12 protein-coding genes and 1 pseudogene are annotated in these 11,379 nt (G+C 67.2%); 8 read left to right on the top strand and 5 right to left on the bottom strand.

Features of this window, described 5'->3' with window-relative positions; all coding sequences use genetic code 11:
* Positions 1 to 54 precede the first annotated feature (54 nt).
* Positions 55 to 753, bottom strand: coding sequence for an alpha/beta fold hydrolase (locus ABD371_RS16985; protein WP_344477696.1), 699 nt, complete (start codon positions 751 to 753; stop codon positions 55 to 57).
* Positions 754 to 885: 132 nt separating this feature from the next.
* Between ABD371_RS16985 and ABD371_RS16980 the strand changes: the two genes are divergently transcribed.
* Positions 886 to 1,908: a LacI family DNA-binding transcriptional regulator gene (locus ABD371_RS16980; RefSeq protein ID WP_344477694.1), complete on the top strand. Its 1,023-nt coding sequence runs from the start codon at positions 886 to 888 to the stop codon at positions 1,906 to 1,908.
* Positions 1,909 to 2,012: 104 nt separating this feature from the next.
* Positions 2,013 to 2,279, top strand: a complete 267-nt coding sequence (locus tag ABD371_RS16975; protein WP_190123955.1) for a hypothetical protein — start codon at positions 2,013 to 2,015, stop codon at positions 2,277 to 2,279.
* Between the two features lie 39 nt (positions 2,280 to 2,318).
* Here ABD371_RS16975 and trxA read toward each other — a convergent pair whose 3' ends face one another.
* A complete protein-coding gene (gene trxA, locus ABD371_RS16970) occupies positions 2,319 to 2,828 on the bottom strand; it encodes a thioredoxin (protein WP_425575809.1) in 510 nt (169 codons plus the stop codon).
* Between the two features lie 19 nt (positions 2,829 to 2,847).
* Between trxA and ABD371_RS16965 the strand changes: the two genes are divergently transcribed.
* Both ABD371_RS16965 and ABD371_RS16960 read left to right on the top strand, forming a co-directional pair.
* Positions 2,848 to 4,281 carry a dihydrolipoyl dehydrogenase family protein gene (locus ABD371_RS16965; protein WP_344477689.1) on the top strand — a complete coding sequence of 478 codons (1,434 nt, stop codon included), beginning with the start codon at positions 2,848 to 2,850 and terminating at the stop codon, positions 4,279 to 4,281.
* Positions 4,282 to 4,544: 263 nt separating this feature from the next.
* The gene (locus ABD371_RS16960; RefSeq protein WP_344477687.1) at positions 4,545 to 5,054 is read left to right on the top strand and encodes a hypothetical protein; all 510 of its coding nucleotides are present in this window, start codon (positions 4,545 to 4,547) and stop codon (positions 5,052 to 5,054) included.
* A gap of 463 nt (positions 5,055 to 5,517) precedes the next feature.
* Here ABD371_RS16960 and ABD371_RS16955 read toward each other — a convergent pair.
* Both ABD371_RS16955 and ABD371_RS16950 read right to left on the bottom strand, forming a co-directional pair.
* Positions 5,518 to 5,801: pseudogene (locus ABD371_RS16955) on the bottom strand (dihydrofolate reductase family protein); the annotation flags it as partial.
* 100 nt (positions 5,802 to 5,901) lie between these two features.
* Entirely contained in the window at positions 5,902 to 6,624 is a 723-nt protein-coding gene (locus ABD371_RS16950; RefSeq protein ID WP_344477685.1) for an NUDIX hydrolase, read from the bottom strand.
* Positions 6,625 to 6,818: 194 nt separating this feature from the next.
* Here ABD371_RS16950 and ABD371_RS16945 point away from each other — a divergent pair, with 194 nt between their 5' ends.
* The 4 genes from ABD371_RS16945 to ABD371_RS16930 all read left to right on the top strand — a co-directional run bounded on the left by ABD371_RS16945 (position 6,819) and on the right by ABD371_RS16930 (position 10,648).
* Entirely contained in the window at positions 6,819 to 8,459 is a 1,641-nt protein-coding gene (locus ABD371_RS16945) for a hypothetical protein (protein ID WP_344477683.1), read from the top strand.
* Complete coding sequence (locus ABD371_RS16940; RefSeq protein ID WP_344477681.1) at positions 8,456 to 9,373, top strand: 5'-methylthioadenosine/S-adenosylhomocysteine nucleosidase family protein; 918 nt, start codon at positions 8,456 to 8,458, stop codon at positions 9,371 to 9,373. Before ABD371_RS16945 ends, ABD371_RS16940 begins: the two co-directional genes overlap by 4 nt.
* Before the next feature lie 49 nt (positions 9,374 to 9,422).
* Positions 9,423 to 10,088 (top strand): hypothetical protein, encoded by a 666-nt coding sequence (locus ABD371_RS16935; RefSeq protein WP_344477679.1) that lies wholly within the window; start codon positions 9,423 to 9,425, stop codon positions 10,086 to 10,088.
* A 272-nt stretch (positions 10,089 to 10,360) separates the two neighbouring features.
* Complete coding sequence (locus ABD371_RS16930; protein WP_344477677.1) at positions 10,361 to 10,648, top strand: hypothetical protein; 288 nt, start codon at positions 10,361 to 10,363, stop codon at positions 10,646 to 10,648.
* 90 nt (positions 10,649 to 10,738) lie between these two features.
* On the opposite strand, the gene ABD371_RS16925 is transcribed toward ABD371_RS16930, so the two are convergent.
* Positions 10,739 to 10,972, bottom strand: a complete 234-nt coding sequence (locus tag ABD371_RS16925; protein ID WP_344477675.1) for a hypothetical protein — start codon at positions 10,970 to 10,972, stop codon at positions 10,739 to 10,741.
* Positions 10,973 to 11,379: the final 407 nt, after the last annotated feature.

Here is an 11,379-nt window from a genome sequence, read left to right as displayed (position 1 = left end):
AGTGCCCGGGGGAGCCACCGGCCCGCACCGGCGGCGGACCCGGCTGCTCCGCGATCAGATCCAGCCCTCCAGCGCGGCCATGAATCCGTCGAAGTCGTCGCGGTGCACGGTGTGTCCCGCACCCGTGACGGCACGCACCTCGAAGCCGCGCTCCCGCAGCAGCGCCGCCCGCCGGGCCGGCACCAGCCGGCTCGGGTCCGCGGTCACCACGAGGGACGGCGCGACGGGCACGGCCGGCATCAGATCCCTGCCCACCGCCTCCGTCAGCCCCTGCGCCGTCGACTGGTCCCAGAGCGCCAGCGTCGCCAGCTCGATGTCGACGTCCTCCTCGTCCCAGCGCGGCGCGGTCTCCCGTATCGCCTCCCGGGACAGCCCCTTCGCCGCGGCGAACGCCTCCGCGCGGAAGCCCTCCGGCCCCTCGGGCAGATGCCAGACCGGGTCCACATAGACCACGCGCCCCGGCGACAGCCCGGCCGCCGCCAGGGACAGCGTCAGCCCCCCGAGCGAGTGCCCCATCGCCAGCTCCGCCCCGGCCGGCAGGGACTCCACCAGATCGTCCGCGTACTCCCGAAGGCCGTACGAAGCGGCACGGCCGCTCGCGCCGTGCCCCCGCAGATCGACCGCGACCACCCGATAACCCCGCTCCGCCAGCGCCGGGCCCACCCGCCGCCAGCTGCGATGGTCGGACATGACGCCGTGAACCAGCAGGGCGACGCGCTCGCCCGTACCCCAAGTCGTCGTGTGAAGACGCACGCCGTTCCCTCTCCCTCTCAAGTGCGCTGACACCACCAGAATGAGCGAAGGAAGATCAAAGCAATAGGGGCATCAGGATCCGGCCAACCACCGGACCGTGCCCGCGGGCGTTCTGGAAAGATTCCCAGGGCGATGAGCCAGACACCCAAGCAATCCGCCGAACGCTCCGTTCCCACCAGCGCCGACGTCGCCCGGTTAGCAGGGGTTTCCCGGGCCACGGTCTCGTACGTGCTCAACAACACGTCGTCCGTGCGCATCAGCGAGCCCACCCGCCGCCGGGTCCGGGAGGCCGCCGAAGAGCTGGGCTACGTACCCCACGCGGCCGCCCGCAGCCTGCGCGCGGGACACACCAGAATGGTCCTGCTGCCCGCCGCGACCTTCTCGCTCGGCCCCCTGTTCCACGAGTTCTTCAACGAACTCCAATGGGCCCTCAGACGCCTGGACTACACCGTCGTTCAGTACGGCAGCCTCGGCCTCGACGGCGACGAGGCCGCCCGGGCCTGGGCCGAGCTGAGACCCGTCGCGGTCGTCTCGCTCGGCGAGGTCGGACTCACGCCCCAGGGCGTCGAAACCCTCAAACGCTCCGGCGCGAAGGCCGTCATCAGCCTCGCCCCCCGACGGGTGGAGGGCGCGCACTCCCTCGTCATGGACCAGAGCGAGGTCGGCAGCTGCGCCGTCACCCATCTGATCCAGCGCGGCCGGCGGGACATCGGCGTCGTCATACCCGGCGAAGCGGGCCTCGAACACTTCTCCGAACCGCGCTTCGAGGGCGCGCGCCGGGCGGGCGCGGCCGGCCGGGTGCGCATCGAGCCGCTGCCCCTCTCGTACGACGAGGAGTCGGCGTCCGGGCTCGCCTCGGCCTGGCGGGGCCTCGGCCTCGACGCCGTCTACGCCTACAACGACGATTACGCCATGCTCCTGATGCGCGCCCTCCAGGAGGAAGGCATCGACATACCGGGGCAGACGGCGGTGATCGGCGCGGACGATCTGCTGCTGGGCAGACTGCTGCGCCCCCGGCTGAGCACCGTCCACATCGACATGGTGACCGGACGGCTGCTGGCCGAGATCGTCGACCGGGTGGTGCGCGACCCCGGGGACCATCTGGAGATCCGTGATCTGATGGGGGCCCGAGCGGTACACCGCGAGTCCAGCTGATTCCGCAGCCTTCCCGCCCCCCTGTGAGCCGGCCGGGCTGCGGACGGGCCCGCCGGGTGCCCAGCGTCACGCACAGCGACGACGCCCGCAGCAGAGGAGTCCCGGTGACGACCGAACCACAGCGCTTCGAAGTCCTGATCGTGCCCGAGCACGCCGAGGGACACGACCCAGGCACCCTTTCCGAGGTCGCCCTCCGGTCCGCCCTGGTGGCCGCCACGGGCGAAACCGGAGCCTCCGGCTACCCCCGGTTCGCCGGGGAGGGGATCGTGGCCGACATCGACCCCGCCACCCGTACGGTCGAAGCCCTCCTCATCGACGGCTCCGAAATCGACTACGGCCTGTCGGCCCGGGTCCGCGAGGTCGGCCGCTGACCCGGGCCGCCCCGCATCTCCCGCATTCCCGGCACGCGGTCAGCCCTTCGGGCCCTGGCCGTTCCCCGTCGCGCCCTCGGCCTTCTTGATCGACTGACGGACCTCGTCCATGTCCAGCGCCCTGGCCTGGCCGATCACATCCTCCAGCACGGACTCCGGCAGCGCGCCCGGCTGGGCGAACACCGCCACATTCTCGCGGACGATCATCAGCGTCGGAATGGACTGGATCTCGAACGCGGCGGCCAGCTCCTGCTGCGCCTCGGTGTCGACCTTCGCGAAGACCAGGTCGGGGTGGCGCTCGGCCGCCCCCTCGTACACCGGGGCGAACTGCCGGCAGGGGCCGCACCACGAAGCCCAGAAATCGATCAGAACGAATTCGTTCTCGGAAACGACCTGATCGAAGTTCTCCTTGGTGAGCTCTACAGTGCTCATGACGTGGTTACCTCTCCCTGTGTCCGGCTCTCCGGGTGTCCGGTGTGTACTCGCCCCCGACAACGGTGCCGAGGGCCGCGCTATTCCTGCGACTGCCCATGTGGCCAGGACGCACACCCGGTACCAGACTGTCCCTATGACCGAAGCTGTGGAGTTTGACGTCGTGGTGCTGGGCGCGGGCCCCACCGGCGAGAATGTGGCGGACCGGCTGCGGGCCGCGGGCCTGAGCACGGCGGTCGTGGAGAGCGAGCTGGTCGGCGGCGAATGCTCGTACTGGGCCTGCATGCCCAGCAAGGCCCTGCTGCGCCCGGTGCTCGCCCGTGCCGACGCCCGCCGGCTGCCCGGACTGAGCGAGTCGGCCGCCGCGCCGCTCGACGCCGAGGCCGTGCTCGCCCGCAGGGACGCCTTCGCCTCCCACTGGAAGGACGACGGACAGGTCTCCTGGCTGGATTCCACCGGCGCCCGGCTCTACCGGGGCCGCGGCAGACTCGACGGCCCCAAGCGCGTCGTCGTGGACGGCCCCGAGGGCGAACACCACGTACTCACCGCCCGGCACGCGGTCGCCGTCTGCACCGGCAGCCGCGCGGTCCTCCCCGACCTGCCGGGACTCCGCGGCGCGAGGCCCTGGACCAGCCGCGAGGCCACCAGCGCCCACGCCGTGCCCGCCCGGCTCGCGATCGTCGGCGGCGGAGTCGTCGGCGTCGAGATGGCCACCGCCTGGCAGGCCCTCGGCTCCCGGGTCACCCTCCTGGTCCGCGGCGACGGCCTGCTGCCCCGCATGGAACCCTTCGTCGGCGAGTACATCGCCGACTCCCTCACCGAGGCCGGAGTCCACCTCCGCACCCACGTCTCCGTCACCTCCGTCGACCGCCCCGACGCCACCGGCCCCGTCACCCTCCTCCTCGACGACGGCGACCGCGTCGAGGCCGACGAAGTCCTCTTCGCCACCGGCCGCGCCCCCCGCACCGAAGACCTCGGCCTCGAAACCGTCGGACTCCAGCCCGGCTCCTGGCTCCCCGTCGACGACAGCTGCCGCGTCGACGGCAGCAAATGGCTCTACGGCGTCGGCGACGTCAACCACCGCGCCCTCCTCACCCACCAGGGCAAGTACCAGGCCCGCATCGCCGCCGCCGCCATCGTCGCCCGCGCCCAGCACGTCCCCCTCCTCGAAACCGACCCCTGGGGCGCCCACACCGCCACCGCCGACCACGCCGCCGTCCCCCAAGTCGTCTTCACCGACCCCGAAGCCGCCTCCGTCGGCCTCTCCCTCTCCGAAGCCCAATCCGCCGGCCACCGCGTCCGCGCCGTCGACCACGACCTCGCCTCCGTCGCCGGCGCCTCCCTCTACGCCGACGGCTACAAAGGCCGCGCCCGCATGATCGTCGACCTCGACCGCCACATCCTCCTCGGCGTCACCTTCGTCGGCCCCGGCGTCGGCGAACTCCTCCACTCCGCGACCATCGCCGTCGTCGGCGAAGTCCCCATCGAACGCCTGTGGCACGCGGTGCCCGCGTATCCGACGATCAGTGAGGTGTGGTTGCGGCTGCTGGAGGCGTACAGGCAGGGGTAGTCACTCTCAGTCTTCCGCCGCTGAGGCGACGCGGTGATCCCTTGGTGGTCCGGGGAACGAAGGATTGTGCGGGGGCGGCTCTCGCTGTGGCACTCTGCGGACATGCAAAGGTGCCGTGCTGTCCGGAGCGTTCATCCGCTGCGGCGTGCCGGGTTTCTTGACGAGGAGTAAGGGCTACTGCACGCACTGGTTAGTGCCTTCTCCGTATGGCGGAAGGCGGGGCATGGCGGCCCGCGCCCTGAGTTCCGTGAGATGGGGTAACCGTGTCCTCGACCGTCTTCCGTAGCGGCATCGGACGGCTGCACTTCGAACGGGGACCCGATGAACTGAGGGTCTGGAGCGTGGAACAGGTGCCGGAGAGCGCGCTGTACGGTGGCCTCGTCGAGGTCAACCTTCTGCTCGAAGGCACCGATGATATCGACGCGGTCGATCTTGTCCTGGTCGGAGAGGTACTCGGTAGACTCGATCACTACCTGGAGACGGGGCTCCGCTTCGTGCGGGAGGCGTTGGAGGCAGACCCGGAATTCTTCGGTCTCACCGAAGCGGAATCGGAGTCCTACCGCAGCGTGTCGGACGCGGATTTTCCCCTGGATGCTCCACAACTCAACTTCTACGCCGACGAGTGGCACCTGCGTTTCGCCGAGGGGCGTTTGCCCGTCTGCGACCCCTACGGTCTCGTGATCGCATTCAGCGGACAACGGCCTCTGAGGGTGGAGGACGTGAGTGACGCCGCTGCCGTCGACACCGATGGCTCGGGGCGACACGCTTCCTGAACCACCGGCTCAGGAACTCCGCCGGATCTCGACCGCCACTGGAGTGCGGCGGTCGTTGTCGCCGGAATCGCCGCGGCCCACCGGGCCGGCGCCCTGACCGCAGCCGGTACCGACACCCGCTGTCGTCCACGGCCGCAGGACCACTCCCGGTGGCCGACCCCGGCGAAGGCCGCCAGGGTTCCTGTGACCCGTCATTGACGGATGTCCAGTGGGCGGTGATCGAGCCACTGCTGCCGATGCGGGAGCTCCGTCGCGCCGGTCGGCCGTCGCGGTTCTCGCGTCGGCCGGTCGTGGGGCACCGTGTCGCCCGCCCGGGGTCCGGCCGATGCCTGTGGCGTGGCGGCTAGGGTGTGTCCTTTACGGCGGTTGCTGAGGCGTATCGGCAGGGGTGCCGCCGCTAAAGCCATACTGGGCTGGAAGGGCGGTGTGGTCGGGGAGATCCGGGTGGCCGTCAGTGACTTCTCAGTCCCGCCGCGGCCGCCTCGGCGGCGAGAGTCGCGCCGCCGATCGTGAGGTCGCCTTCCCTCGGCTCGGCCCGCAACCGCTCGATCTCCTCATGCCGGACCGCCGGAGGCCAGTCGGGTATGACCCGTACCGTTGACAGTGGTGGAGAACACCACCTTCGGGAGCGGCTCTCCAGAGAGCGGCCCACTTGAGCATCGAGTCGTCGAGCGACAGATCGTCGTCCGCGATCTCTCAGCACAGCATTGCCTCGTACGGCCGTCGTTCAAACGGGTGGACGCCGACCGCGCTACTGCCGCTGGTGAGCAGACTCTCCGGTTCCATGGATGGGTTTCACGAAGCCGTTGTGTTGAGCCGCGGCGTGTTGGTCGCCGCCCGAGGCGGGCTACGTGGTGTGTCCTGTGCCGCGCAGCAGCGGTGGGCTGAGCAGCCATGCGTTTCCCCGGCGGTAGAGGGCGGCTGGGCGGCCGGTGGGGGGTAGTCGTTGTTCCCCCGTGGGCCGCACGAACCCTGAGGTGTTCAGTACTTTGCGGCGAAAGTTGCTCGGGTCCAGTTGCTGCCCCCAGATCACTTCGTAGACCGTGCGCAGCTCACTCAGGGTGAAAGGGTCCCGGCAGAAGGCCGTGGCGACTGCGGTGTATTCGAGCTTGCGGCGGACTTCCTCCAGGGCGTCCGTGAGGATGGCCGGGTGGTCGAACGCCAGCTGCGCCGCACCACTGCCTAGTTGTGACACGGGAGCCCAATAGGCTCGCCTGGCATCGGTGCCGCCCACGGGGGTGGGAAGATCCGGCCCCAGTGCGAGATAGGCGATCGTGACCACCCTTCCCCTGGGGTCACGTAGAGGATCCCCATACGCACCGAGCTGCTCTAGATGCAGCTGGCGGCCATCGATTCCCGCCTCTTCCTTGAGCTCACGCAGAGCTCCTTCGTGCAGAGTCTCGCGCTTCTGGACGTAGCCGCCGGGCAGCGCGGGCTGGCCAAGGAAGGGTTCCAGCCCACGCTCGATCAGGAGCACCATCAACTGATCGCCCCTCACGGTGAAGATCGCCAGGTCCACGGTCACCCACGATGCCTCCACCTCGGTTGAGGCTTTCAGCCAGTCCTCCACTGGAACCCCCTTAAGGTCGCATTGACTTAAACGCCTTCGGTACTTATGGTCTCATGGACCTTAACTCTACGAGGCAGGGGTAGAGCGTGATCACCTCCCATGCGCCACCGGCCAGGGACGCAGTCAGTGAGCCGACCGCTGCCACCCGTCACTTATGCGCTGGCGTGTACGTGGACGAACGATTTCGAGACCTCGTGATCGACGAGGTGTGTACCGCGCCGTATCGACGGGTCGCCCCGTCCTACGGATTCGACATCGTTCCCGTCATGCACCACGCGTGGCGGGCCGCTACGCTGAACGCGCTTCTTCGCATGGCGGTGACGGGAGCGGTGGTTGCTCCTGCTCTCGCGGGTGCCCTGCCCGCCGCCATCCTCGTCGCTTGTGGCCTCGCCCTTCTGTGGCTGCTCCGCCTCGCCATGCTGCTCCGGGATGTTGACCGGGAGTCGAGGCCCAGACGGAAGTCCAAACGCCGCGGTCTGGGGTCGGTGCGAGGCCAGTGGCATCCCTTAAGGTTGCTGTCTCCGCAGAAGTACCCGGAGAAGGCAGATGCGCTCAGACGTATCGGATTCGCCGCTCTGTCTCTGACAGTGGGTGGCCTGGCGATCGCACTGGCTCATCCGGACCAAGCCACGGCGGCCCTCCGCATAGCCGTGGGAATCACCCTCTTCTGCCTCGGCGTGGGAGCTTCACGTCAGCTGATGCTCAACCGCATCCTGCGCGCGCCAACCCTTCGGCCTGCGCGTTTGTCCGGTCGGCAACGAACTGCGGACGTACAGCAGCAACATCTCTGCGCCGTTTACCGCCGCCCCCGTCACAGCGAGGACGAAGGCGAGGACGAGGACGACCTCACCACGTTCACGCTCTTCGGGGATGAGTCACCCTTCATCGGGGCCGGCGAAATCGTCTACCAGTGGAACCCACCGATGAGCATCCAGTTGCTGCGCCCCGGCGACGATGCGCCACTCCATGAGCGCGAGCACCCCGTGCCGCCCTTCCAGGCACATGAGTTGGTCGATTACCTGCGCGAGGCGGTTCGACTGCTGGACGCTGACAGCGGGAACGTCCGGCTTCCCGCGCACGTCCGCGACCGCGTCTACGTGGCCGAGACCGATGTGGCGGTGGACCGTTCACTTCTTCCGCAGGAGTTCGACGAGGCAGACCTGAACACGATCATCAACACGCCTGGATCCAAACAGCACCACTTCCTCGAGGTGATAACTCCTGTCGAGGGATCGGAGTTCGTCGCGACCGTCCTGTTGCATGTCAGCCTGCAGGGACGCACCTTGAGTATCTCCACAGCAGCATGCGTCCTTGCCCATACGCCTAGATCTTTCCAGCGCACGGCGGAATTTGGCCATCATGGAGTTGCAGCCGTCATCTGGGCGGCATTTCGTGAACTGGCCGCATTGCCCTCGGAGATCCAGTGCTCATGGCGGCTCTTCCTTTACTTGTATGCCTTGAGTAAGGCGGCCATTCTCCCCCGCGACCTCACTTCCACGCCGATCCGCAATGTCCTGATCGGCAGTCGGGTGAGTATAAGGGAGAGATCGGCTCAGGCGTGGTCCAAGATCCAGCTGGAGAAGAGCGACATCCTGGGTCGGATGAAGACGATTGAGCAGCGTTTGCTTCGGGCAGCCGGCGACTTCCTGGCAGCTAAGGATGTGGACATATCGGATTTCAATGACCGCGCGCTCAAGATTATCAATAGTGGAATCTTCAATTTTGGTGACAATAATAGCTTCAGTAACAACGCGGTGGGCGACGCCGCTCAGGTCGGAGTCTCCGTAAACCAGTCCACAGGCCTGGAAACTCCCAGCGCTGGAGGAAGTAAGTGATTAACAATCGAGGCATCGCCAGTCAGGGTGACAACAATAACTTCAGCAGCAATGCCGTCGGAGAGCATGCCCATGTTTCCGTGGCCGCCCCTTCCTGCGACAGTACCCGCCCTGTCGAAGCCGAAGTAGCCGGTGAACAGGCCACTGTTTGGGACGTCGGAGTGGTTACGATCCTCAGCGAGGAATTGCGTTCAGTGGTAGATGAGTTGAAACTGGAACGCCGGAAGGAGCCAGGCGGGCTGTACTTCTACCAGGGCACACACGCCACTCCGGAAGGGACCGTTCGTATCGTGGCCACCCAGAGCCAGAGCCAAGGGCAACGGTCGGCGATGGCTGCTCTGGAGAACCTGCGCCGACACTACGAACCGAGACTGTGGGCACTCGTCGGAGTAGGCGGCGGCCTCCATGCCAAGCACGCTCGCATCGGCAACATCATTGTCTCTACCGACATTGTTTACTACGAGAATCGCAAGATCAATCCACGTGGGGACGTCCGCCGTCGAGGAGAGCATCGGCAGGCGCCGGCACCGGTCGTCCATGCGGTAAACGCCTTCTTCACCGATCATGGGACCCCGGCACGTATCAACGGTCAGCTCGCCACACATACCTCGGAGGAGTTCGAGGTCTACCCGGGAGTAATCGGGTCCGGCGAAGCCGTCATCGCCGACCGTGAGAGCGAAATCCGCAGCTACCTAACGAACTACCACGAGAAGGTTCTGGCGGTGGACATGGAAGCCGGAGGGCTGAGCCAGTACTGGCAGGAGAACTCTATTCACGGGGGAATCAACCCCGGCTGGATCGTCATCCGGGGTGTGTCCGACAACGCCGACGAGGGAAAGGGGCATACATATCACGAGCTTGCGGCTCGGAATGCCGCATATGTCCTGCGGAAGCTTCTTCCCTATCTCTGTTGATGGCGTAGTCAAGTGATCGAGATCGCCCAGACGCAGGGAGACGGCTCGTATGACTGCTTTTCTGTTCGGGATACTCAGTTCTCTGGTGGCAAGCGCGATCGTGCTTGTGCTCGGCCTCCTGCGCGGCTCACACCCAGTGGGGTGGCTGGTCAGCGCCAGCTCGCGGCTCACCGGCACAGGAATCGGCCGAGTCTACCGTCATCAGTCGTCCGCCGAGCAGGACATCGCACGCGACCTCGGCAGGGCTCGCTGGATCAAGGTCCTGGCGGGACGTGGAAACGTACTCACCCGTGACGTTTTCTCACCTTTATGGTCGGGTGAGTTGTCCCTGGATTCTGTCCAGGTTCTACTGCCTGACCCTCGCAACCAAGGTGACTCATGGCTTGACCGCCGTTCGCGCGACATACAGTTGTTTGATGCCGGGTTCACCCCCGACCTGCTCAGGAACCAGGTCCGGATGAACATGGACTACCTCGCGCATGTGGCCCGTACGCAAAGTAATTTCGAGCTTCGCAATTTTAACCTGCCGAGCACGTGCCGCGTGATCGCAACGGACCGGGCCGCCTACCTCACCTTCTACAGCAGATCTGCTCACGGTAGGAACTCCCCGTGCCTGTACGTCCGGGCACCCGGACTTCTGTACTCCATCGCCCTGCAGCAGTTTGACTCAGCATGGACGGCCAGCCCACCCTCTCACCCGGCGCCCCAGTCCTAACGTCCCCCGTAAGCCCTCACTGCCGTTGCCTCAAGCACGGCTCAAGCTCTACGTTGCCCATGCCAGGACGATCGGAGCCAGCCGGTCAGAGCAGTTCCACGCTTCCTCGGTACCGAGGGGCCGCTCTCGGGGCGACGACTTGCCGACGCCTCCGATGGAAGTGGCTAAGGTGTGTCCTTTACGGCGGCTGCTGGAGACCTACCGGGGTTGAGCACACACCGGCGGAGGCTGCGGTACGCGTGGTACGGCTCGAAACATGATCGAACGTCCCTATGACGGTTGTGGTCGACGCCTCGTCGGAGTCCGCCGCCACCAGCCCCCCGGAGTGTCGGCGTGACATGGTGCGCGACACCGGCAAGCTGCTGCTGGCCTACGGCCATGACGGCCCCTGGGACCTGGACGACCCGAACGGCGAGAACCGCTTCACCGTGGAAGCCTGGGGCGCGCAGATGGAACTGCGCGCCATCCAGCGCCGCAACCGCGAGGCGACCATCAAGGCCCGGCAGAAGGGACGGGTGAAGGCCAAGCTGTCCTATGCGGCCAGTGCCATACCCAGCTGAACACGCACCTCACCGGAGGAGCGAGGGCGACGGCGCTACCAGTGCAAGGCCCGCTGGAGGGGCATCCGCGGAGCCGAACACTGCGAGCCTTCACCCTCCTTCACGGTCAAGGGCCTGGATGCGCGGATCGAGAACTGGTTCCTCTCCCCGCACGGCAAGGGCATGATCACCACCTCGCCCGCCCCGCTCCGCGACCAGTTCCGTCATCAGCGTACCGACCGCGTCCATCGGCAGTGCGGACACGTTCGGCATGCCTCCGGCCAGCGAAACGATCTCGGGCCGGGACGCCACGGCGAACAGCGCTCGCACCTCGGACGCGACCATCCTCGCAGCCCGTGCCGCGTACCGCCCCCGCCACGGATCGACCCGTGAGCCCGGCCCGGAAGACTGCTCGCCGGACTTCATCGGCACACTTCTGTCCGTCACCGTCCAAGAGCACCGACCCTACCGAGCGGCGAGCGCTCCTCATGCGGAGTCTCGCGGAGGTGCTGCCCGTGCGTGGGGTGTGGTGGGCATGGGCTGCCCGGGACGGGTTCCGGTCGTTCTCGGGAGCCGGAAAGGGCGCGGGGGAGTGGGTGCGAGGGTTCCGGATACGGCCGGGACCGTGGGGCCGTCCCGGAGCCACGGGATCACGGCCTCCCCCGATCGGAGAGGTTTACGCCATTCCGCCTCTGTGCGAGCGCAATGGCCTGTCTGTTCGATTTCCGGTGAGGGTGGGGTGTGGTCGACTG

The organism is Streptomyces amakusaensis (assembly GCF_039532665.1).
In the GTDB taxonomy this organism is placed as follows: Bacteria; Actinomycetota; Actinomycetes; order Streptomycetales; family Streptomycetaceae; genus Streptomyces; species Streptomyces amakusaensis.
The sequence above is the reverse complement of the archived record's forward strand: the minus strand, read 5'-3'. Positions and strand labels throughout refer to the sequence as shown.

Excerpts from the sequence above, each read along its gene's own strand:
- ABD371_RS16980 (WP_344477694.1), top strand. The coding sequence starts at position 886 with ATGAGCCAGACACCCAAGCAATCCGCCGAACGCTCCGTTCCCACCAGC.
- ABD371_RS16925 (WP_344477675.1), bottom strand. The coding sequence starts at position 10,972 with ATGGTCGCGTCCGAGGTGCGAGCGCTGTTCGCCGTGGCGTCCCGGCCC.
- ABD371_RS16965 (WP_344477689.1), top strand. The coding sequence starts at position 2,848 with ATGACCGAAGCTGTGGAGTTTGACGTCGTGGTGCTGGGCGCGGGCCCC.
- ABD371_RS16935 (WP_344477679.1), top strand. The coding sequence starts at position 9,423 with ATGACTGCTTTTCTGTTCGGGATACTCAGTTCTCTGGTGGCAAGCGCG.
- ABD371_RS16930 (WP_344477677.1), top strand. The coding sequence starts at position 10,361 with ATGACGGTTGTGGTCGACGCCTCGTCGGAGTCCGCCGCCACCAGCCCC.